19 protein-coding genes and 1 pseudogene are annotated in these 22,601 nt (G+C 63.4%); 12 read left to right on the top strand and 8 right to left on the bottom strand.

Annotation, left to right across the window (positions count from 1 at the left end):
* Positions 1-47 precede the first annotated feature (47 nt).
* Entirely contained in the window at positions 48-959 is a 912-nt protein-coding gene (gene ppsR, locus ACX12D_RS10605; RefSeq protein WP_459371104.1) for a posphoenolpyruvate synthetase regulatory kinase/phosphorylase PpsR, read from the bottom strand.
* A 268-nt stretch (positions 960-1,227) separates the two neighbouring features.
* On the opposite strand from ppsR, the gene ppsA reads away from it, so the two are divergent.
* From ppsA to ACX12D_RS10590, 3 genes are all read left to right on the top strand, one after another.
* Positions 1,228-3,612: a phosphoenolpyruvate synthase gene (gene ppsA / locus ACX12D_RS10600; protein WP_459371103.1), complete on the top strand. Its 2,385-nt coding sequence runs from the start codon at positions 1,228-1,230 to the stop codon at positions 3,610-3,612.
* 141 nt (positions 3,613-3,753) lie between these two features.
* Positions 3,754-4,179 (top strand): NfeD family protein, encoded by a 426-nt coding sequence (locus ACX12D_RS10595; RefSeq protein WP_459371102.1) that lies wholly within the window; start codon positions 3,754-3,756, stop codon positions 4,177-4,179.
* Positions 4,180-4,264: 85 nt separating this feature from the next.
* Entirely contained in the window at positions 4,265-5,197 is a 933-nt protein-coding gene (locus ACX12D_RS10590; protein ID WP_459371101.1) for an SPFH domain-containing protein, read from the top strand.
* Between the two features lie 75 nt (positions 5,198-5,272).
* Here ACX12D_RS10590 and smpB read toward each other — a convergent pair whose 3' ends face one another.
* Positions 5,273-5,725, bottom strand: coding sequence for an SsrA-binding protein SmpB (smpB, locus tag ACX12D_RS10585; RefSeq protein WP_006164727.1), 453 nt, complete (start codon positions 5,723-5,725; stop codon positions 5,273-5,275).
* A gap of 239 nt (positions 5,726-5,964) precedes the next feature.
* Here smpB and ACX12D_RS10580 point away from each other — a divergent pair, with 239 nt between their 5' ends.
* Positions 5,965-6,402: a type II toxin-antitoxin system RatA family toxin gene (locus ACX12D_RS10580; RefSeq protein ID WP_150983478.1), complete on the top strand. Its 438-nt coding sequence runs from the start codon at positions 5,965-5,967 to the stop codon at positions 6,400-6,402.
* Positions 6,395-6,742 (top strand): RnfH family protein, encoded by a 348-nt coding sequence (locus ACX12D_RS10575; protein ID WP_459371100.1) that lies wholly within the window; start codon positions 6,395-6,397, stop codon positions 6,740-6,742. The genes ACX12D_RS10580 and ACX12D_RS10575 overlap by 8 nt, the downstream gene beginning before the upstream one ends.
* A 29-nt stretch (positions 6,743-6,771) precedes the next feature.
* On the opposite strand, the gene ACX12D_RS10570 is transcribed toward ACX12D_RS10575, so the two are convergent.
* A complete protein-coding gene (locus ACX12D_RS10570) occupies positions 6,772-7,362 on the bottom strand; it encodes a DUF4124 domain-containing protein (protein ID WP_459371099.1) in 591 nt (196 codons plus the stop codon).
* A gap of 118 nt (positions 7,363-7,480) precedes the next feature.
* On the bottom strand, positions 7,481-8,449 hold the full coding sequence (locus tag ACX12D_RS10565) for a DMT family transporter (RefSeq protein ID WP_459371098.1): 969 nt from the start codon (positions 8,447-8,449) through the stop codon (positions 7,481-7,483).
* A 123-nt stretch (positions 8,450-8,572) separates the two neighbouring features.
* Here ACX12D_RS10565 and guaB point away from each other — a divergent pair, with 123 nt between their 5' ends.
* From guaB to ACX12D_RS10535, 6 genes and pseudogenes are all read left to right on the top strand, one after another.
* Complete coding sequence (gene guaB / locus ACX12D_RS10560; RefSeq protein ID WP_006163509.1) at positions 8,573-10,036, top strand: IMP dehydrogenase; 1,464 nt, start codon at positions 8,573-8,575, stop codon at positions 10,034-10,036.
* A gap of 141 nt (positions 10,037-10,177) precedes the next feature.
* Positions 10,178-10,789: a hypothetical protein gene (locus ACX12D_RS10555; protein ID WP_459371097.1), complete on the top strand. Its 612-nt coding sequence runs from the start codon at positions 10,178-10,180 to the stop codon at positions 10,787-10,789.
* Positions 10,764-12,383 carry a glutamine-hydrolyzing GMP synthase gene (guaA, locus tag ACX12D_RS10550; protein WP_459371096.1) on the top strand — a complete coding sequence of 540 codons (1,620 nt, stop codon included), beginning with the start codon at positions 10,764-10,766 and terminating at the stop codon, positions 12,381-12,383. Before ACX12D_RS10555 ends, guaA begins: the two co-directional genes overlap by 26 nt.
* 301 nt (positions 12,384-12,684) lie before the next feature.
* A pseudogene (locus ACX12D_RS10545) lies at positions 12,685-13,089 on the top strand (tyrosine-type recombinase/integrase); the annotation flags it as partial.
* A 295-nt stretch (positions 13,090-13,384) separates the two neighbouring features.
* On the top strand, positions 13,385-14,209 hold the full coding sequence (locus ACX12D_RS10540; protein ID WP_459371095.1) for a type IV toxin-antitoxin system AbiEi family antitoxin domain-containing protein: 825 nt from the start codon (positions 13,385-13,387) through the stop codon (positions 14,207-14,209).
* A complete protein-coding gene (locus tag ACX12D_RS10535; RefSeq protein WP_459371094.1) occupies positions 14,193-15,140 on the top strand; it encodes a nucleotidyl transferase AbiEii/AbiGii toxin family protein in 948 nt (315 codons plus the stop codon). Before ACX12D_RS10540 ends, ACX12D_RS10535 begins: the two co-directional genes overlap by 17 nt.
* Positions 15,141-15,275: 135 nt before the next feature.
* Here the strand turns inward: ACX12D_RS10535 and ACX12D_RS10530 are convergent, their stop codons facing one another.
* Positions 15,276-18,536: a DEAD/DEAH box helicase gene (locus tag ACX12D_RS10530; RefSeq protein WP_459371093.1), complete on the bottom strand. Its 3,261-nt coding sequence runs from the start codon at positions 18,534-18,536 to the stop codon at positions 15,276-15,278.
* On the bottom strand, positions 18,536-18,787 hold the full coding sequence (locus ACX12D_RS10525; protein WP_459371092.1) for a hypothetical protein: 252 nt from the start codon (positions 18,785-18,787) through the stop codon (positions 18,536-18,538). Before ACX12D_RS10525 ends, ACX12D_RS10530 begins: the two co-directional genes overlap by 1 nt.
* A 709-nt stretch (positions 18,788-19,496) precedes the next feature.
* Between ACX12D_RS10525 and ACX12D_RS10520 the strand changes: the two genes are divergently transcribed.
* Positions 19,497-19,811, top strand: coding sequence for a DUF736 domain-containing protein (locus ACX12D_RS10520; RefSeq protein WP_459371091.1), 315 nt, complete (start codon positions 19,497-19,499; stop codon positions 19,809-19,811).
* Positions 19,812-19,866: 55 nt separating this feature from the next.
* Here the strand turns inward: ACX12D_RS10520 and ACX12D_RS10515 are convergent, their stop codons facing one another.
* Both ACX12D_RS10515 and ACX12D_RS10510 read right to left on the bottom strand, forming a co-directional pair.
* Positions 19,867-21,237: a hypothetical protein gene (locus tag ACX12D_RS10515; protein WP_459371090.1), complete on the bottom strand. Its 1,371-nt coding sequence runs from the start codon at positions 21,235-21,237 to the stop codon at positions 19,867-19,869.
* A 599-nt stretch (positions 21,238-21,836) separates the two neighbouring features.
* Positions 21,837-22,595 carry a GntR family transcriptional regulator gene (locus ACX12D_RS10510; RefSeq protein WP_459371089.1) on the bottom strand — a complete coding sequence of 253 codons (759 nt, stop codon included), beginning with the start codon at positions 22,593-22,595 and terminating at the stop codon, positions 21,837-21,839.
* Positions 22,596-22,601: the final 6 nt, after the last annotated feature.

The following is a 22,601-nucleotide window of genomic DNA, read 5'->3' as shown; positions in this document are numbered from 1 at the left end:
CGCCGTACTGACGGGCCCGCGCGCCCGCCGTGCGGCGTCAGCCTGACTCAATAGTTGCTGTCGCGGTCCACCTTGATCTCCTGCAGGATCGTGGTGGCGATCTCTTCGATCGACTTGTGGGTGGACGACAGCCACTTGATGCCCTCGCGGCGCATCATGGCCTCGGCCTCGTTGACCTCGTAGCGGCAGTTTTCCGGCGCGGCGTACTTGCTGCCCGGACGCCGCTCGTTGCGGATCTCGGCCAGGCGCTGCGGATTGATCGACAACCCGAAGATCTTGCTCTTGAACGCGTAGAGCGCGGTGGGCAGCTTGCCGCGCTCGAAGTCGTCGGGAATCAGCGGGTAGTTGGCCGCCTTCAGTCCGTACTGCATGGCAAGGTACAGGCTGGTCGGGGTCTTGCCGCTGCGCGACACGCCCACCAGGATGATGTCGGCCTCGGCCAGGTTCTTGTGCGACTGGCCATCGTCATGCGCGAGCGAGAAGTTGATCGCCTCGATGCGGTTCTGGTACGCCTCGGTGTCCGCATTCTGGTGAAAACGGCCGATCGCATGGGTGGACTTCAGGCCGAGCTCCTTCTCCAGCGGCTCGATGAAGGTCTGGAACATGTCCAGGATCATGGCCTTGGCGCGGCGGATCGCCTTGTTCGACTCCTGGTTGACCAGGGTGGTGAAGACGATGGGCTGCACGCCTTCCGCGTAGAAGGCCTCGTTGATCTTGCCTACCGCGATGTGCGCTTTTTCGGGCGTGTCGACGAACGGCATGCGCACCTTGCGGAAACGCATCTCGAACTGGGCCAGGATCGAGTGGCTGAAGGTTTCGGCGGTAATGCCGGTGCCATCGGAGACGATAAAGACTGTGCGGATGGCGGGGCGCTCCTCCTCCTTACGCGGTTCCTGGGGTTGCTGCGGCGCAATTGGCGCGGCGGGAGCGTCGGGCTGGGGAGCGTCGGGGAAGGACATGTATGGACAATTATTTTTGAATCCGCGTTCCGCGAAAGTGCGGTGCGGCACGGTAGAATAGCGGCGATCTTTTCGCTAAGCAATTCCGCCAGCGCTGTTGGCACAACGATTCGGCCACGAATTGTCAACAATGTGCGCTGCAGCAATCACGATCGCACACCGATTGTGAGCCGCTGGGGCTGTTTAGCCAAGCGATCCGTCCGGTAGCAGAACTCCAACAATATTCCGGGCGTCAGCAACAGGTTTCTTACTTTGTTTTGAGGCTTTTATGAACAACCCGGCAATTGACGGCGCATACCTGCTGCCGTTCGAGCAGTTGCGCAAGGAAGATGTGGAAACCGTGGGCGGCAAGAATTCGTCGCTCGGCGAGATGATCTCGCAGCTGGCCGAGGCTGGCGTGCGTGTGCCCGGCGGCTTTGCCACCACTTCGCTGGCTTTCCGCGACTTCCTCGCCTACAGCAACCTGACCCAACGCATTTCCGATCGCCTGAAGGCCCTCAACGTCGACGACGTCAAGGCCCTGGCCGAAGCCGGTGCCGAAATCCGCAACTGGGTCGTCGAAGCGCCGTTCCAGCCCCGCCTGGAAAAGGAAATCCGCGAGTTCTACGCGCGTGCCGAAGAGCGCGAAGGCGCCGAGGCTTCGTTCGCCGTGCGCTCGTCGGCTACCGCCGAAGACCTGCCGGATGCATCGTTCGCCGGCCAGCAGGAGTCGTACCTCAACGTCAGCGGCATTGACGATGTGCTGGACAAGATCCGCCACGTGTTCGCCTCGCTGTACAACGACCGCGCCATTTCCTATCGCGTGCACAAGGGCTTCGCGCACGACATCGTCGCGCTGTCCGCCGGCGTGCAGCGCATGGTACGCTCGGATGTGGGCGCCGCAGGCGTGATGTTCACGATCGACACCGAATCCGGCTTCCCCGATGTCGTCTTCATCACCTCCAGCTACGGCCTGGGCGAAACGGTGGTGCAGGGCGCGGTCAACCCGGACGAGTTCTACGTCTTCAAGCCCACGCTGCAAGCGGGCAAGTACCCCATCATCCGCCGCTCGATCGGCTCCAAGCTGATCAAGATGGAATTCACCGCGCCGGGCGAAGCCGGCCGCGTCAAGACCGTCGACGTACCCATCGAACTGCGCAACCGCTACTCCATCACCGACGCCGATGTGTCGGAGCTGGCCAAGTACGCGATGATCATCGAGAAGCACTACGGCCGCCCGATGGACATCGAGTGGGGCAAGGACGGCCGCGACGGCAAGATCTACATCCTGCAGGCCCGCCCGGAAACGGTGAAGAGCCAGTCCGCCGGCAAGGCAGAGCAGCGCTTCAAGCTCAAGGGCACCGCGCCCGTGCTCACCAGCGGCCGCGCCATTGGCCAGAAGATCGGCACCGGCCGCGTCCGTGTGATCAATGACCCGTCCGAAATGGAACGCGTGCAGCCCGGCGACGTGCTGGTCGCCGACATGACCGATCCCAACTGGGAACCGGTGATGAAGCGCGCCGCCGCCATCGTGACCAACCGCGGTGGCCGTACCTGCCACGCGGCCATCATCGCGCGCGAGCTGGGCGTGCCCGCCGTGGTCGGCTGCGGCGACGCCACCGACCTGCTCAAGGACGGCACGCTGGTGACGGTGTCTTGCGCCGAGGGCGATGAAGGCCGCGTCTACGATGGCCTGCTGGAAACCGAGGTCACCGAAGTGCTGCGCGGCGAAATGCCGGAGATCGACGTCAAGATCATGATGAACGTCGGCAACCCGCAACTGGCCTTCGACTTCTGCCAGATCCCGAACCAGGGTGTTGGCCTGGCCCGCCTCGAGTTCATCATCAACAACAACATCGGTGTCCACCCGAAGGCCATCCTCGACTACCCGCAAGTCGATGCCGACCTGAAGAAGGCCGTGGAAAGCGTGGCCCGCGGCCATGCCAGCCCGCGTGCGTTCTACGTGGACAAGCTGGCCGAAGGCATCGCCACCATCGGGGCGGCGTTCTACCCGAAGCCCGTCATCGTGCGCCTGTCGGATTTCAAGTCCAACGAGTACAAGAAGCTGATCGGTGGTTCGCGCTACGAGCCGGACGAAGAAAACCCCATGCTGGGTTTCCGTGGCGCCTCGCGCTACATCTCCGAGGACTTTGCCGAAGCCTTCGAGATGGAATGCAAGGCCATGAAGCGCGTGCGCGACGACATGGGCCTGACCAACGTCGAGATCATGGTGCCGTTCGTGCGCACGCTCGGCCAGGCCGAGAAGGTCATCGGCCTGCTGGCCAAGCACGGCCTGAAGCGCGGCGAGAATGGCCTGCGCGTCATCATGATGTGCGAAGTGCCGTCCAACGCCATCCTGGCTGAAGAGTTCCTGCAGTACTTCGACGGCTTCTCGATCGGCTCGAACGACCTGACCCAGCTCACGCTGGGCCTGGACCGCGACTCCGGCATGGAGCTGCTGGCCAAGGACTTCGACGAACGCGACCCGGCCGTCAAGTTCATGCTGTCGCGCGCTATCTCTACCGCGCTGCGCCTGGACAAGTACGTTGGCATCTGCGGCCAGGGCCCCTCGGACCACCCGGACTTTGCACTGTGGCTGGCCAAGGAAGGCATCAAGTCGATCTCGCTGAATCCGGATTCGGTGGTCGATACCTGGAAGCAACTGGCTTCCTGAGGCATTTGACGTCACAATAGCGGTACACCGGCCCTGCGCCAGGTGTTCCGAACCCCCGCAGGCGCTCTGGCGCTGCGGGGGTTTTTTGTTTTGGCCGTGGCCAGGACAAACGTAGGTAAGCAGGTAAGCAAGGAGGCAAAGATGGCGCCGTACTACATCTGGTTTGCGCTGGCCGCGGTGCTGGTGATCGCGGAACTGGGGCTCGGCACCTTGTATTTGCTGATGGTGGCGCTTGGCGCCGCGGCAGGTGGCCTGGGTGCGCTGGCCGGGCTTGGCGCAGCCGCCCAGACCCTGGTGGCGGCGCTGGTGGCGCTAGCCGGCTTCGTCGCGCTGCGGCGCTCCCGCTATGGGCGCGTGAGGCGCGACGCGGCAGAGCGCGATCCCAACGTCAACCCGGACATCGGCCAGGAACTCGAGGTACCAGCCTGGGGTGAGGCCGGGCGGGCACGCGTGCGTTACCGCGGCACCGACTGGGACGTGGAACTCCAGGCGGCCGGCCCGGCAGCGCCTGGGCGTTTTCGCATCGTCGAGGTGCGCGGCAACACGCTCTTCGTCAGCCCGCGATAGAGCAAGGCAGGGCGCGCCCCCGGTTTTTACCCCGTTTTCCCCGTTTTCTGCTGTTCGCTTTTCTCAACCCCGTCACGGAGGTCCCATGTTCGAATTCTTCGGCAGCCTGCTGCCCCTGCTGATCCTGGTCGCCGTCATCGTGCTGGTGGCGCAAAGCTTCAAGATCGTGCCGCAGCAACATGCCTGGGTGCTGGAACGCCTCGGCAAGTACCGCGCCACGCTGACGCCGGGGCTGACCGTCGTGCTGCCCTTCATCGATCGCGTGGCCTACAAGCATGTCCTGAAGGAAATCCCGCTCGATGTGCCGAGCCAGATCTGCATCACCAGGGACAACACGCAATTGCAGGTGGACGGCGTGCTGTATTTCCAGGTGACCGACCCGATGAAGGCATCCTACGGGTCCAGCAATTTCGTGGTGGCTATCACCCAGTTGTCGCAGACCACGCTGCGCTCGGTGATCGGCAAGCTGGAGCTGGACAAGACCTTCGAGGAGCGCGAGTACATCAACCACAGCGTGGTCAATGCGCTGGACGAGGCCGCCGCGAGCTGGGGCGTGAAGGTGCTGCGCTACGAGATCAAGGATCTCACGCCGCCCAAGGAAATCCTGCATGCGATGCAGGCGCAGATTACCGCCGAGCGTGAAAAGCGCGCGCTGATCGCCGCGTCGGAGGGCAAGCGCCAGGAGCAGATCAACCTGGCCACGGGCGCGCGCGAGGCCGCCATCCAGAAGTCCGAAGGCGAGCGGCAGGCGGCCATCAACCGGGCGCAGGGCGAGGCCTCGGCGATCCTGGCGGTGGCCGAGGCCAACGCGCAGGCCATCGAGAAGATCGGGCATGCCATCCGCACGGACGGCGGCATGGAGGCGGTGAACCTGAAGGTGGCGGAGGAGTACGTGAGCGCCTTCGGCAACCTGGCCAAGCAGGGCAACACGCTGATCGTGCCGGGCAACCTTGGCGACATGAGCACCATGATTGCGTCGGCGCTGCAGATCGTCAAAGGCCAGCAGAAGGGGGCTTGAAGCGAGGGGGCTTGAAGAAGCGGGCTTGCGCAGAGCAGGCAGTCTTGCGGCGTGCCGCCGGGCTGCCTCGGTCTTTTACTCCTTGCCCGCGCCCTTCATGATGCGCGCCTTCTCCCGCTGCCAGTCGCGGTCCTTCTCGGTTTCGCGCTTGTCGAACATCTTCTTGCCCTTGGCCAGGCCGATCTCGCATTTGACGCGTCCGCGCGTGTAGTGCAGGTTGAGCGGCACGATCGTGAAGCCGCGCTGCTCCACCTTGCCGATCAGGCGCTTGATCTCTTCTGCCTTGAGCAGCAGCTTGCGGGTGCGCACCGCGTCGGGCGAGATGTGGGTGGAGGCGCTGTTCAGCGCGCTGATATGGGCGCCGATCAGGAACAGCTCGGCATCGCGAATGACCACGTAGCCTTCCTTGATCTGCACGCGTCCCGCGCGGATCGCCTTGACTTCCCAGCCCTCGAGCACGATCCCCGCCTCATATCGCTCTTCGATGAAGTAGTCGAAAAAGGCTTTCTTGTTGTCTGCGATGGTCATGCGGTCCGGATAGTGGAAATGGAGATAAGTAAAACAAACACCAAAAAACGAAGGGGAAAGGCGCTGCAGGGCCGTGCAAGGCCTTCAGGCCACGGTTTGGGCGCTATCGTGCGCGTCCCGGGTGCCGTCGGCGCGCGCGTGGGCTAAAATCACGATTCTAGCAAACCGGCCCGCTCCGGTGGATTCCGCAGTGCGTCATGGCGCTGGCGGCGCCCGCGCGGGCCATGATTCCCCACTACATGGCAGACGTCCATAAATCCGTGCTGCTCGGCCATTCCGCCGAGCAGATGTACAACCTGGTCACGCAAGTCGAGGACTATCCCAAGTTCCTCCCCTGGTGCGGTGGCGTGGAGGTGTTCGAGCAGACCGAGACGATGCTCGACGCCAAGATCTACATCCACTTCAACGGCATCAAGCAGTATTTCCACACCCGCAATACGCAGGAGCGGCCTACCAAGATCGATATGGTGTTCGAGGACGGCCCCTTCAAGACCTTCAGCGGTTCCTGGCGCTTCACGCCGCTGCGCGAGGATGCCTGCAAGATCGAATTCCACCTGCACTACGAGTTTTCCAGCTTCCTGCTGGAGAAAATCATCGGGCCGGTGTTCAGCATGATCGCCAATACGTTTGTCGATGCGTTCGTCAAGCGTGCCGAAATGGTCTACGGCAATGGCTGAGCACGACGCCGGCACCGCGGCCCCGGTGCGCATCTCGGTTTGCTATGCCCGCCCAGGCGACGCCTTCCTGAAGGAGGTCGAGGTGCCCGCCGGCACCAGCATTGTCGCCGCGATCGCAGCTTCGGGCCTGCTGCAGGCTTGTCCGGAAGTGGATCCCGCCACCATGCGGGTCGGCATCTTCAGCAAGCTCAAGACGCCGGATACCCTGGTGCGGGCCGGCGACCGCGTCGAGGTCTATCGCCCGCTGGTCGCCGATCCCCAGTCGGCGCGCAACCGGCGCGTGCAAAAGACCCGCAAGGGCGGCACCCGCGAAGGGCAGAAATGGCTGCGTGGCGGCTGACAGGCCCCGGCGCGCAGGTGCTCGGGTGCTCAGGTGCAGTTTTGCGCGAGCGTGGTGTTGATGCGTTGCAATTCGGCCTGCCGCTCGTCATCGTTCAGTTGCTGCGGCGAGCCATCGGGCGCTGACACGGCAATGCGGCGGTTCTGCTGCAAGGACGTCGCATAGTTGCGCGATTGCGCGCAGCGCACCTGGCGTTCCTGCGCGGCCAGGTCCTTGGCAGCCTGATCCGCCTCGGCCTTCGCCTGCGCGGCGCGGCGTTTCTCGAAGGCTTCCTCGGCATTTGCCATGGACTCTGCTTTCACGTTGCCATTGCCCTTTGCGCCCGGCGCCGGCGCAGTCTGGGTGGCGGCGGCAACGCCTGCGGGGCTGGCTGCCGCGGTTGCCGCGGCTGGCGAGCCGCCCGGCGGCTCGACCGGGCGCAAGCTGCCGGCAAAGCGGCCGGGTGCCTTGATCACGCGGGCGGCCGGCACCGAGGGCGGCGGCGGCACGTCGCTGTAGACCATGTGACCGCTGCCGTCGCGCCACTGCCATGGCGAATCCACCTGGGCGGTGGCTGCCTGGCACAGGCAGGCGAGGGCGGCCAGCGTGGCGAGCTTGATGTGCGCGGTCGATCGTTTCATGGCTTAGCGTGTTGGGGCAGCCTGCGGTGATAGTGAATGCGGCAGCAGGGCGCGCAGGGCTGGAGCCCCGCTGTGCGAGTGACGCGCGCGCCCTTGGCTGCCGGGATTGGCCGCTAGTTTAGGCAGACTTGTCGACGGCGTGCAAGCGTACCGACCAGGCCACGCCAATCATCAGCAACGCGATGGCCGCGATCTCCAGCGGGCGCGGCAGGCGGTGATCGAAGACAAAGCCGTACGCCAGCGCGAACAGCGTCTCGAATACGATCATTTGCCCCGACAGCGTAAGCGGCAGGCGGCGGCTGGAGATATTCCAGAGGTTGTTGCCGATCAGCGACGCACCAAGCGCCACGGCCGCGTTGACCATCCAGAACCACTGCCAGTCGCGGCCGCCGCTGGCCGCATCCAGGCTGTCGCCGGCCACCAGCCAGCCCAGCAGTGCCAGCAGCGCGAGCACCACCGACACCACGCCGGTGGAGATGCCATATAGCGCGGACCATTCATTGCCGCTGTACTGCGGGTTGCGCTGCAGGTAGCGTGCGTTGTCGACCGCGTAGAGCGTCCAGCACACCAGCGCGCCAGCCGCGCACATCACGCCGGCCAGCCGTTGCCAGACAGTGCGCACCACCTCACCCGCGGCAGCGCCGTGCGCGTGTCCGCCGCCGGCGAACAGGTCGATATTGATGCAGGCGATGCCGGCGGCCACCACCAGCAACGGCCAGATCAGGCGCGACAGCGGCACGGCGCCATGGTCGCGCCGGCCCATGATGGTGACGGAGATGGGCAGGATGCCGATGATCAGCGAGGTGGGGCCCACGCCGGCCAGCTGCACGCCGAACGCCAGCAGCACGTAGTAGAGCAGGTTGCCGGTGAAGGCCTGGCGCAGCAGCGCAAGGCAGTCCGCGCGCGTGAGCTTGCGCGCAATGCGCTTCATCAGCGGCAGCGCGGCGATGAAGGCAACCAGCCCATAGGCCAGGTAGCGGCCGATCGCGAGTTCCCAGGGGGAGAATACGGGCAGCAGCTTGGGGGCGATAAACACCATGCCCCAGAAGGCGCCGGCCAGCAGGCCGCACAGTACGCCAATACCCATTGTGGCTTGCCTATCCCTGAAAAAAAGACAAAGAGCATAGCAGACTTGAACAAGGGCACTCGCAGGCGCGTCAAGAAACGTGCCATTCCTGTATAATTCGGTTTTGCGCCTAGAGGAATTGCTATGCGTCTTGTCCAGAAAGCACTCACATTCGATGACGTGCTCCTCGTGCCGGCCTATTCGTCGGTACTGCCCCGGGATGTTTCGCTCCGTACCCGCCTGACCCGTTCGATCGAATTGAACATTCCGCTGGTATCCGCCGCCATGGATACCGTCACGGAAGCCCGCCTGGCAATTGCCATGGCGCAGGCCGGTGGTATCGGCATTGTCCACAAGAACCTGAAGCCGGCTGACCAGGCCCGGGAAGTGGCGCGCGTGAAGCGCTACGAATCCGGCGTGCTGCGTGACCCGATCACCATTCCCCCCGACATGAAGATCCGCGATGTGATTGCACTATCACATCAATACGGCATCTCCGGTTTCCCGGTGGTGGAAGGCAAGACCGTGGTCGGCATCATCACCAATCGCGACCTGCGTTTCGAGGAAGAACTGGATGCGCCTGCGCGCGCCAAGATGACGCCGCGCGAAAAGCTCGTCACGGTGGGCGAAGACGCATCGCTGGAAGACGCCAAGCGCCTGATGAACCGCCACCGCCTCGAGCGCGTGCTGGTGGTCAACAAGGACTTTGAGCTCAACGGCCTGATCACCGTCAAGGACATCCAGAAGGCAGTGGAACATCCGCTGGCCAGCAAGGATGACCGCGGACAGCTGCGGGTCGGTGCCGCAGTCGGCGTGGGCCCTGACAACGACGAGCGCGTGGACCTGCTGGTCAAGGCCGGCGTGGACGTGATCGTGGTCGATACCGCCCACGGCCACAGCCAGGGCGTGCTGGACCGCGTGCGCTGGGTCAAGCAGAACTACCCGCAAGTGCAGGTGATCGGCGGCAACATCGCCACCGGTGCTGCCGCGCGCGCGCTGGTCGATCATGGCGCCGACGGCGTCAAGGTCGGCATCGGCCCGGGCTCGATCTGCACCACCCGCATCGTCGCTGGCGTGGGCGTGCCGCAGATCACTGCGGTCTCCAACGTGGCCGAAGCCCTCAAGGGCACCGGCGTGCCGCTGGTGGCCGACGGCGGCATCCGCTACTCGGGCGACATCGCCAAGGCACTGGCTGCCGGCGCGCATGTGGTCATGATGGGCGGCATGTTCTCCGGCACCGAAGAGGCACCGGGTGAAGTGTTCCTGTACCAGGGTCGTTCCTTCAAGAGCTACCGCGGCATGGGTTCGGTCGGCGCGATGAAGGACGGCGCGGCAGATCGCTACTTCCAGGAAGACAACACCGCCAACGTCGACAAGCTGGTCCCCGAAGGCATTGAAGGTCGCGTGGCCTACAAGGGCTCGGTCACCGCCATCATCCACCAGATGTGCGGCGGCGTGCGTGCCTCCATGGGCTACTGCGGCAGCAGCTCGATCGCCGACTGGCACGAGACGTCCGAGTTCGTGCAGATCACCGCCGCGGGCATGCGCGAGTCGCATGTGCACGACGTGCAGATCACCAAGGAAGCGCCGAACTACTACATCGACTAAGTTGGTGTCAGTGAGTCGACCCGGCAGGTCTTTATGAACTGGCGGCTGTGCGGGATTCCCGGATCCCGCGCAGCCGCGCGCCGGCCGCGCCAACCGGCGCCGCCCCCAAGCCAGGCCGAGCGCCTGGCCGAAGGAGTTCTCATGAAAGTATTGCTGCGTGCCGTGCTGTTTCTGGACGCGTTGCTGAATCTGCTGCTCGGCATCGTCATGCTGCTGTCGCCTTTCACGACCCTTTATAGCGCGCTGCAACTGCCGCAGCCGCAGCCCGCGATGTACGGGCAGTTACTCGGCGTGGCCCTGACCGGCCTGGCCTTGCTGCTGTGGCAGGCAACCGTCAACGGGCAGCTCACGGTGGCGGTGGCGCGAACAGTCGGGCAGGTCAACCTCGCCAGCGCGGTGCTGATCGTGGCGTGGATGCTTATGTTCGACCTGCCGGTGCAGGGCGCCGGAAAGATCTGGCTGCCGGTGCTGGCCGCGGTCCTGGCCTTCTTCGCCGCGGTGCAGATCCCGGCCGCCAAGCGCGTACGCGTGCGCGAACGCGAGCAGCGTGAACAACGCGAGCTGCAAAAAGAGACGCAAAACAAGGATGCCGGCACAGTCCCCGTGGCACGCCGGCCGCAATCACCCGAATACCGGCGCGAGCCGAGTGTCACGCCGCCGCCCGGCTATGGTCCGGGCACCGAAGTGATGACCGAGCCCGCACCGGACGAAACGCCATCCGCCCATCATGCACGACAAAGTCCTCATCCTTGATTTCGGCTCGCAAGTCACGCAGCTGATCGCCCGCCGCGTGCGCGAAGCGCACGTCTACTGCGAAATCCACCCGAACGACGTCACGGACGAATTCGTGCGCGAGTTCGCGCCCAAGGGCATCATCCTGTCCGGCAGCCACGCCAGTACCTACGAAGACCACCAGCTGCGCGCGCCGCAGGCCGTGTGGGACCTCGGCGTGCCGGTGCTGGGCATCTGCTACGGCATGCAGACCATGGCCGTGCAACTGGGCGGCAAGGTGGAGTGGAGCGACCATCGCGAGTTCGGCTACGCCGAGATGCGCGCGCATGGCCACACCGCGCTGCTCAAGGACCTGGAAGATTTCTCCACGGCCGAAGGCCACGGCATGCTCAAGGTCTGGATGAGCCACGGCGACAAGGTCGCCGAGCTGCCGCCGGGCTTCAAGCTGATGGCGTCCACGCCCAGCTGCCCGATCGCCGCCATGGCCGACGAAGCGCGCGGCTACTACGCCGTGCAGTTCCACCCGGAAGTCACGCATACCGCCAAGGGCCGCGACATCCTGGAGCGCTTCGTGCTGAAGATCGCGGGCGCCAAGCCTGACTGGGTCATGCATGACCACATCACTGAAGCCGTCGCCAAGATCCGCGAACAGGTGGGCGACGAAGAAGTGATCCTCGGCCTGTCCGGTGGCGTCGATTCCTCGGTGGCCGCAGCCCTGATCCACCGCGCCATCGGCGACCAGCTCACCTGCGTGTTCGTCGACCACGGCCTGCTGCGCCTGAACGAAGGCAAGATGGTGATGGACATGTTCGCCGGCCGCCTGCACGCCAAGGTCATCGCCATCGACGCATCCGAGCAGTTCCTTGGCCACCTGGCCGGCGTGACCGATCCGGAGCAAAAGCGCAAGATCATCGGCCGCGAGTTCGTCGAAGTGTTCCAGGCCGAGGCCAAGAAGCTGACCAACGCGAAGTGGCTGGCCCAAGGCACGATCTACCCCGACGTGGTGGAGTCCGGCGGCACCAAAACCAAGAAGGCCACCACCATCAAGAGCCACCACAATGTGGGCGGCCTGCCGGAGACGCTCGGCCTGAAGCTGCTCGAACCGCTGCGCGACCTGTTCAAGGACGAAGTCCGCGAGCTCGGTGTGGCGCTCGGCCTGCCGCCGGAGATGGTCTACCGCCACCCGTTCCCGGGCCCGGGCCTGGGTGTGCGTATCCTGGGCGAGGTCAAGCGTGACTACGCCGAACTGCTGCGCCGCGCCGACGCAATCTTCATCGAAGAGCTGCGTGGCACGGTTGCTACCGAGCAGGATGCCGCTGCCGGCATGTGCGAGCCTTCGCAAGTCGGCAAGAGCTGGTACGACCTGACCAGCCAAGCCTTTGCGGTGTTCCTGCCGGTCAAGTCGGTTGGCGTGATGGGCGACGGCCGCACCTATGACTACGTGGTCGCGCTGCGCGCGGTGCAGACCACCGACTTCATGACGGCGCACTGGGCGCATTTGCCGTACGCGTTGCTGGGCCGCTGCTCGAACCGCATCATCAATGAGGTGCGTGGTTTGAATCGCGTGGTGTACGACGTGTCGGGCAAGCCGCCGGCGACGATCGAGTGGGAGTGAAATCAGGTTCTTCGGGGACTATCGAAACCTATTGAAAATCCGCCGTAACGTGTTGATTTTAAAGAAAATACGTCGCGGTAGCTATCGGTGACTATCACCGGGCAGCGAAACGGATTGGCGGTAGAAGTGACGGTAGGAACCGGAGGCCGGATTAAGACCCTCCCGTTTACTATCCGGACCAAACCGGTCTTTGACGGTAAAACACTCTTCGGGAAAGCTGGCTTTATGCGGCTTTCCCGGCATCAGCAGGTCTCCTGGCCCCTGACGGTAAAAGCCGTCATGAACAGGAGGAAAAACCTCGATGTTTACCGACACCGCACTGCGCAACCTCAAGCCTAAGTCCAAGACTTATAAGGCTTTTGACCGCGATGGCATGTACGTGACGGTATCGCCCGTCGGTACCGTCACCTTCCGCTACGATTACCGTCTCAACGGCCGCCGCGAGACGCTGACCATCGGCCGCTATGGGCCGGCCGGCGTCTCGCTCGCCCTGGCGCGTGAGAAGCTGATTGACGCCAAGAAGGCCGTCACCCAGGGCAAGTCCCCCGCACTTGAGAAGCAGCGCGAAAAGCGCTGACTGACCGCCGCCAAGACCTTTGGCGACGTGGCCGACAAGTGGCTGGCGGATGCCCGAATGGCCGACGGCACCAAGGCGATGCGCAAGAGCATCGTCGATCGGGACATCCTGCCGGCCTTCCAGAACCAACAAGACCGAGTACGCCGAGCAGCGGCGCCACATGCTGCAGGAGTGGGCCAACATGGTCGATGCATGGATCGACGGCCAGACCTACGTGCCGAAGCTGATGCCGGAGAACGTGGTGGTGCCGGTGCTGAGTGCGACCGCGTGAGAGGAGGATGGCATGAGGATCCTTGTGCGTGCTGCCGATGGGCGACGGGTGGTTTGCCGTTGTCGCAAAAAGATCACTGTAAGTGATCGAATTTCTCATCTGTCGAACCATCGAGTCTTGGCAAGTGTTCGAGAAAACTGTATTTTGAGCACTATGGGTGAACAAAATACAGGAAAACTGAACCGTCTGCTGGCCGAACTGGGCGATACGCGCCTGGTTTCCAGCCGCTGGCTGCGGGCGCACGGCTACTCGAACAGCCTCGTCGCACGCTATGTCGGCAGTGGCTGGTTGGTGTCGCCGGCCCGTGGCGTGTACATGCGCCAGGGCGGGCGTCTGCAGTGGGATGGAGTGGTGCGAAGCCTGCAAGCCGGGGAGGGGATGCCGCTGCATGCGGGGGGGCGCTTCGCGCTGACCCTGCAAGGGCACGAGCACTACCTGCGCCTCGGCGATGCCGGGACGATTACCCTCTATGGGCCGGAGCGGCCGCCGGGCTGGGTGGGCAAGCTGCCATTGCAGGAGCGCTTCGCGTTCCTGGGAAAGGGGCCGTTCGATCTGCCTGCCGTGCCGTTCACGGCCGAGGTGTCCGAGTCCGTGCTGGCCGGGCAGGGGCTGGCGTGGCATCGGATGGACTCGGGTGCCGAGTCGGCGCTGGTGTGCTCCACGCCTGAGCGGGCCATGCTGGAGCTGTGCGATGGCGTGTCGGATGCGGCGCTGGTCTATGAGGCTGATGCGCTGATGCAGGCGATGACGACGCTGCGGCCGCAGCGTGTCGGCCTGATGCTGCGCCGCTGCCGCAGCATCAAGGCGAAGCGGCTGTTCCTGGCCCTGGCCGAACGCCACAAGCATGCGTGGCTGTCACATGTGCCCCTCGATGGGGTCGAGCTGGGCCGGGGCAAGCGCGCGCTGGTACCCGGCGGGCGTTTGCATCCGACTTACCAGATCACCCTGCCGGGAGACCTCGATGAGCACCTGGCTTGACCATTGGGACCGGCGCTACACCGATCGGGTGCGGCTGCTGGTCGAGATCCTGCCGGTGCTCGCGCAGGAGCCGCGCTTCGCGCTCAAGGGCGGCACGGCCATCAACCTCTTCGAGCACGACCTGCCGCGCTTGTCGGTGGATATCGATCTGGCCTGGCTGCCGGTTCACGACTATGCCGAGGATGCGAAGCTGATTGCCGAAGCCCTTGGACAATTGGCAGATGTACTGCGCGCTCGCCCGTTGCAACTGCAGGTGCAGACCTCGGCGGGCGAGGGCGCAGGGACGGTCACGCGGCTGGTGGCTAGCCGCGGCCGCGCGCGCGTGCAGATCGAGACAACGCCGGTCATGCGTGGCACGGTGCATCCAGTGCGCAGCATGGTTGTGCGTCCGAGGGTGGAGGATGCGTTCGGCTTCGCCGAGGTGCAGGTGCTGGATTTTGCTGACCTGTATGCCGGCAAGCTGGCGGCGGCGCTGTCGCGGCAGCATCCACGCGATCTCTTCGACGTGGGCTTGTTGCTGCAGGACGAGCGAGCGGACGAAGTGCTTTGGCGCACCTTTCTCGTGTACCTGACGTGCAGCCCCAAGCCGGCCTGGGAGATGCTGGTGCCTCGCGTGCCTGCGGATTTCGAGGCCACCTTCGAGGCCCATTTCAAGGGCATGACGACCGAGCCCATCGAGGTCGAGGCCCTGCTGCAGAGCCGCGAGCGCCTGTTGGAGCGCGTGGCAGCGTGGCTGGATGAGCCGTCGCGCGCCTTTCTGCAATCCGTCGAAGATGAGCAGCCGGATTTCAGCTTGATCGGGCTTGCCCATGCGGCCGATCTGCCGGGCGTTCGGCGCAAGCTGCACAACCTAGCGCTGCGCACAGCGGCCAAGCGCGAGGCAGATCGAGGTCAGTTGGCGGAGGCGCTGGCACGCATCATGGCGCGCTGATGCGGTGGGAAGCCAAGCGGATGGAGCGATGATGATGGTTCACGATTTCACATTGATCTATGCGCTGAATACCTTGGGCTTGCCTTCACCGGACGGTGTACGGCCCGCGCGCGGACTGATCCCAGCCCGGCAGGATTACTGCGATTGGGCCATCACTACTGCTTCGCACTCGGGAAGGTGCTGGAGCGGCAAGAGATCCATGACATCGCAAAACAGAGAGCGGTTTTGCCAGTCGTTGCGGTCGCCGATCACGTAGAAGCGCCGCTTCGCCCGCGTTGCCGCCACGTTCAGCAGGTTGGGCTCCGAGACTGCCCAGTCGCGTGCGCTGGGACCTTCTGTATTCCCGCCCAACACCATGATGACAACCGGCGCTTCCTTGCCCTGCATGGTGTGGATGGTGCCGGAAACCATCGTGTCGCCAAGCAGGCGTTTGAGGTTCTCCTGGACAGCCTTGAAGGGCGTTATGACCGAGATGTCGGCAGCATTCACGCCGTCCTCGCGCAGCAATGCGAGCAGTGCCCGAAGGGCCTTTCCTTCGGCCGGCACCCAGTTCCCGTCGGATGTTCCACTGGCGTGGATCCATCCCGTAGGCAGTCGGGCGCGGGTTTCCTTGTCGGCTCGCGGTGCGATGGTGCCGTACACCATGGCGCCGTCGTAGGCGATGCGGTTAGCCAGCCCGTGCATCGGCTTGTCGCAGCGTCGGTGCACGACCAGTGGCAACCCCACCCATGTCTTGCTGTCGGCCGGTCCCGCCATGCGGCCCCACGCCGTAGCCTGGTCCGCCAAGGTCTGTGCAGACTGTCTGTTGGGGAGCCAATGTGCATCGACGCGGTAGCGCGTGCGCATGTGTTCCAGCACCGCGTCGGACACGGTAACGATGGGCTTGAGTTGCAGGGGGTCGCCCACCAGCAGCGCGCGCCGGGAGCGCCACAGTGCGCCCACCGCCGCTTGCGGGGTCGCCTGTCCGGCCTCATCCACCAGCAGCCAGCCGATTTCCTCAGGACCCAGCGAGCAGAACGAGCGTGCGAACGAGGCAAAGGTGCTGCTGAGTACCGGCACGACCATAAACAGCGAAGCCCAGGCCGAGCGGATCGCATCGCGCGAGAGCCCCTGCAGGCGCGGGCCGGTCAACAGCGCGTTGATCAGGAACAGGTTGGAGCGAATCCGCGCGGCCTCCAGCTCAAAGAACGTCCGATGCAGCTTCAGTGCTTGGATGAAGACGCGCGCACGGGCCTGTCGCCAGCCCTCGATGTTCCAGGGCTCGGCCAGTTCGGTGGCGTCGCCGCGACCGATGACGCCACTGCGTAGCCATGCCAGCAGATGGTCGGCTCGGCAGGCGGTGGCCAAATCGCTGGCTTGTTTCGTCAGGGATTGATCCTCCGCTTGCCATTGCCGCAACGCCTGCCGTGCAGCGGCGATCTGCCGTTCCAGTTGCTGGCTGGAGGACTCGAACTGCTTAGCGAGCCGTGCGACCCGATCAGACTCGGCCTTGGCGTGGTCACGTTGGTCTTGTAGCAGCGTCAGCGCAGCGTTCCAGGCGCGTGACGCTCCCCACAGGCTGCGTAGGTTTGCCCAGAACCCAGGCTTGCTGGCCTGGTGCCGTGCGAGCGCTTCCAGTGCATGTTTGAATGCCGCATTGGCGGGGCGGCCTTCCTCGGCATCCAAGCGCGCTAGCTGTTCTGCCGTGCGCGCCAGGCGCTGTTCGAGCGCCTGCACAGTGGCGGTTGCCTCGGCAATCTTCTTCCTTGTCGATTGCAAGACCTGGATCAGTGCGCGGATGCGGCAAGCATCGGCGCTTGCGGCGCGAACCTGCGCTTTAGCCGCCTCGTACTCCGCGACAGCTTGCTGCCACAGTGCCTGGCGTTGTTCCGGTCCACGCTCTTTGTTGCGCTGGCTGTGCGTGCCCAGCCATGCCATCAGGCCTTGCGGCACTTTCTTTTGTTGCGAAGCCGCTTGCTCACCATCGGTCTCGGCCACAGTAGCAGGGCCAGCAAACAAGGCCTTGGCGACAATCTCATCGTCAGTGTCGTCGCTGGCTTCCTCGTTGTTGTCCACCCTGTTTTGGCTGGCCGACGGACGCTGGCCGTAGAAGTAGCGATCCACGAACGTCTTACGCCGCGCCTTGCTGCCCAGTGCACCAGAGATCAATCCCCAGGCCGGCTTGCCGGTGATCAACTCGCCCAAGTCAGCGAAATGCTCGGCCTCGGGCAGCCAGCTCTCGTCAATCTTGTCGCGCTGGGGCAGTTCGAGGGTGACGTTCTCCACGGCGCCGTTGTTGGACGAAGCGACCACAATCTCGAAACCGTACAGCGAAGGATTGAGCTTGTAGGCTACCTGCTCCTTGCCGCCATCGTTGCTGGCTTCGCGCGCGTTGCTGGCGAAGCCGTCGGATGCACGGCGCAGCGTGGCAAGCACGTCGGCTCGGCTGGTGATGATGGCGGCGATCAAGTCGCGCAGCAGGGTCGTCTTGCCCGTGCCCGGTGGGCCATTGATTCCCAGCAGCCCCTGTCCGCCAGCAAGCGTGGACAGAACGGTGTTCACAGCCAGTTGCTGGGAATGCACAAGCCCCAGGTGCCGCTCGGAAGGCCAGCAACTGTCGGCATAGGCCTGTGGCATCAGCCGTTCGATCAGTGACTGGGAGGCAACGTCGGCGTCGATGTGCAGGCGTGGCTGCGGATCGTGGCGGCGCAGGTATTGGTTTAGCGCTTCGCTTGTGACGCCCTTGCGGATGCTGTCGGCGACAACTGCCAGGTCTTCGAGCAGGAAGCTGTTGAGCGGATCGTCCTCCGAAGCGGGCTTGTCGGGTTTGACGGGCTGGGAGCGGAATCGCAGCGGCGGATGCCCCTCGGCTGGAAAGAAGTCCGCCACGCCGAGGAACTGCAGCACCCACTGGGTGAGGTCTCGCAGGGCATCGCCGGAAACCTGCCCCTGGAGTTGCGTTTGTGCTTGTTCGGCTGCGGCCCGTTGATCGTCCTCGAATCCGCGCGTCCAATCCCGTCCGGCCAGCGCCCGCCCGAGGAACCAGGCTTCGCTGGAGAGCACGAAACTGTTCTCTACCAGTTGCCCGGCCATGGTGAACTTCGCGGCAAACAGCGCCGACTCTCGGTGTTGCGGCTCGCGGTAGCCCTGGTCGGCACCGTACAGCTCCTTGAGCGCAGCGGCGACGAGCCGGCTGTCGTACAGGTGGGCATAGAGCGTGTGACTCCATTCGCGCTTGTCGGGAAGCGCTTGCTTGCTAACGATACTCCCGGGTGCCCAGGGAGGGATGGGGCGCGTGCTGGGCGTGTCATGAAAGAATGCCCCATAGGTGCTGCTGCGCTTTTTGAGCTTGGGCGCCGATTGCGGCTGCAGCAATTCGACTGCATGCCAGTAGCGGACGATGTTCTCCTGCTCCATCAAGATTTCTTCCCTTTCATTTTTTGTTTTCTCTGCGCTCCGTGCAGCGGGCATTTCGCCCCTTCTGTTTGAATTGCCATGGACGCTGTGCTTGTGCGGCCCACCTTGGTTATGCGCTGATTTTCCATAATGCCATGGCTTTCCCACGGACGCTGTGCTTTGCCATCGTGGGTGTTGATGAGGCGGGATGTGTGCAGCGTGTCGGCGCAAAGCGCCGCCGCGCCCCGTGCCGACTTCGCCGTCTCGGCCATTCGGCTTCGATCCCTCACGCCTTCGCGCCTGCGGCGCTACGTTTACCTCCGGAGGAAATCCATGCGGGCTATCCCCGCCGCGCGAGCTTGGCGCCCCTCGATACCGCCGAACCGACTAGGCCGGATCGGCCAGGCCAGCGCCCCGCCTCATGGGCGGGGCTGGGGCGGGTAAGCCGGGGCTTGCTGCGGAAGGTTGTGCAGATGCGTGCCGTCCTCAACGCTGGCGGTTCTCGCCCATCACGGCACGAAGGACGGTTCACGGACATCCCGCCCGGCATTGCTCTGGAACTTCCACGCCACGCCTCAAGACTGGCGCCGCCGCAGGGTACGGCGGGGGCGTTCCTGCCAGTCGTCGAGGTACTGACCTAGCCCGCGTCCGGGAGCGAGCCGGTGCAGTCGTTGCGCGCGGAAGCCAAAGCGGCCCCGTCTCCTTTCGGAGCGGTTCGGCCCAAGGCGTCCTTGTGTTGTTGTGAATCCTGGCGGTGGTGCGGCTGCGCCTCGGGCTTCATGGCTGCAACCGTCCGGCGAAAACAATTTCCCCTGCGTTGTCATTGCGTTCGGCGCATTCCTCGCGGGACAAATTCTCTTCGCCTCCCGGCTCTCCACTGCGTTGCGACCGCAAGCGGTGCAGCCAGCCCGTCCCTCGCCGGCCGGATCACAACAAGGACGAGATGGGCGCGAACCTTGTTCCACCAAAAGGAGATCCATTATGGCCAACATCGGCAGTTTCACCGCAGACAAAGCCGGCTACACCGGCACGCTTCGCACCCTGACGCTCAACGTCAAGGTCAAGCTGGCTCCCAACGACAAGGGCGACAACGAAAGCGCCCCCGATTACCGCGTGCAGGCGGCGGGCTTCGACATTGGCGCGGCGTGGAAGAAAGTCAGCAAGGCCGAGCACCTCTATATCTCCGTGATCCTCGACGCCCCTTCGTTCCCAGCAACGGTCTACGCCCGGTTGATCGAGGAAGAGGACGGCACGCATAAGCTGATCTGGTCGCGCAATAAGCCCCAGGCGGCCTGATGGCCGCCAGCGCCCGGACCATGCGGCGGGGCGCAGTGCTCACCCCACCGTCTGGTTAGCGCCATGCGAAAGCCCTGTTCTTACGCCATCTGACCACTTCAACGCCTCGGGCAATCGCATGTGCGCAGCCCAGCGTCATTGCATATTCATGGAACAGCCTTTGGTCGGAAAAGACCTCTTCAAAATCTTGGGTTCCGTCCGGATTCTCTACAACAATGGCTGCGTGGGAGATGTCGTTGCCTTGGTCTTGTCCAATTTCTTCGGTAACGATAAGCATGTACCTGTTGGGCAATATTTTTTCCCCATCTATATCTTTTGCTTCGTTTAGAAGTTTGGATATTTTCTCTTGAAAGATATGGGTCGCATAATGATGTGTTGTCAAATTCTGATGATCTGCTGACTGCCCATCCCAGTCTAACCAAGCATCCCAGGTCACGTGGATTGAGATAAAAACCCTTCTGTTTGTCGCTTGTTTGATAGCATCTGCTCTTGTTAGATTCCAGTCTTCATAGTTCGCCAGAATCCATTGCGCATCCGGCAGGTTTTCACGAAATTTTGTCCACTGTTCAAGCGACAGATCACCAAAAACCAACCCTACTGAAGGGGATGTCGTTATCCCTGTACTATTCAACCTTGGGCGGCCGTTACTGAAGAAGTTTGATTTCCCTCCGATTGGCGGCGCCGGTTTGACGTAGGTGACGTTATCAATGTCGAATTGGGTATCTACCACTGGCCCTTTTACTTCCTGCTTTCCCGGAGCCTGTTGCATGATAGCAGTCATTCCCTTTGTGGCGAGATCGTTCCAGGCCCGGTGCAAGTCATCGTACTCTGGAAAAGGTTTTTCCAGATTTATGGGGACGTATTCAAAGGGCCACAGGAAAAAGCTGTCGAAGGAATCGCTGTGAAAGTAGCAGCCAGAAACAATGACCCCATCAACCTCATTGGTGTCATTTCGTACCCTGTGAGCGATTAGCTTGAGTAATGCATCGTGATCGAGTGCGGTGTAGCCATTATTGATAAACCAAATAATTGAAGTCGTTGTGCCTTCATGTTCAAGCCTGGACTGTTTGAGTTGTTTTTTTGCTTTGCTGATTGCCGTCTTGATTGGACCTTCCAAAATCCGATCAAAATTTCTCTGCTCAGGCGGAGGCAAAGAGTCACGATCCAAAACGACGACTGGTTTACTGGAGTTAAGGGGGCGGAATAGCGCGGCAAGTTTGGCCTGTCGCTCTGGTTTGGCTAAGCCCTCATCATCGAGCGCCTTTAACTCTATAACGCAGTTGCCCAGCACATAGTCCGCTCCAATTTGCTCTCGGCGGTCAGCATCTGGGTGTGCTCGTTTCCCCCCGGAATTTTCAACAACTTGGTCAATATCAGGTTCTGAAATCGGCCGTAGCCTGAAATGATCCATAAATGGATTAGGCATTGTGTCCTTTCCCTGTTGCTACCCACGATCCTTCTTTTAGCAGATTATTGCCGCTTGAAGACCTTGTAGTCGGCCAGCCGCGCTGGCGGAGCTTGTTTTCTTCTCTACTTTAAGCCGCTTTCTGAACTTCCTGTTGCCATGCGCATTCGGAGTGATGACGTGTCGATGCCTTGCACCGCCGGGCTTTGCGGGTTGCGCCCCGTGCCAACTTCGCCGTCATGGCCATTCGGCTCCAATCCCTCATGCCTTCGCGCCTGCGGGCTTGCCTCCGGGGGAAAGCCCTGCGGGCTATCCCCGCTGCGCATGGCTTGGCGCCCCTTGATGCCGCCAAACCGGCGTGCGCCGGATCGGCCGGGCCAGAGCCTACGGCTGGGCCGCTGCGAGCAGGCCTTCGGTCTGGCTCATCAGCACGGCTGTGCTGCATTGAATTTCACCGTATCCGTGCCTTTACGGAAATTCGCGTTTGCGGAAACGATACAACACTGGATCCCGCGCCTCCCAAAATTTCGTCATCTACTCCACCATATCGATCGAAATTGCCACCTGCGCTAGCTCGCCAAGCACGAGCACGAGCACGAGCCGGGGGAAACGCCGCCGCTCTAGTAGGAAAGCAGTTGGCCGCCGCTGCCGGGCACCTGCGCCGCTGCGCCCAGCCTGTTCGTCGCTAGGGCGCGGATCAGCACGTCACGATTGGTAAGGATGTGCTCGCGCATCAGTGCCTCGGCGCGGCCGACCTCGCGCAGCGCCAGCGCGTCCACGATGCGGTAGTGCTCCGCCAGCGCTTGCCGGCTGTGGTCGCGCTGGTACAGCAGCATCAGGGCGTCATGGTCGTGGGGATGCGATTTGCTGTCGAAGATGATGGGCAACTGCCGCGCGCGGCGCACGGCGTCGGTCAGCCAGCTGTTGTCCGCCAACTCCAGCAGCGCGTAGTGAAAGTCGAGATTCATGTTCTGCCACAGCAGGGCCTGCTGGTCGTTCCACTCTTCCTCGTGCAGCACCCGCCGCTGAGCCGCCAGGAGGCCGCCCAGGTGCTCCTGTTCGGCGTGCATCAGGCCGCGCTCGCCGATCAGCCGGCAGCCCAAGCCCTCGAGCGTGGCCCGCACGGTGAAGGCGTCCTTGATGTCCTTGGGCTGGAAGCGGCGGACCAGGAAGCCGCGATTGGGCTGGTAGACCAGCAGGCCCTCGTCGGCGAGCCGGGCCAGCGCATCGCGCACCGGCGTGCGGGAGACGCCCAACTCCTGGGCCAGTGTGACCTCCATCAAGTGGGACCCGGGCGGAATCTCGCCGTCGAAGATGCGGTTGCGCAGGATATCCGCGACTGATAGCGCGCGGGTCCGGGAAGTTTCGGGAGAAGACATCTTTCT

Source organism: Cupriavidus sp. PET2-C1 (genome assembly GCF_054515855.1).
This window is presented reverse-complemented; position numbering and strand designations above follow the sequence as displayed.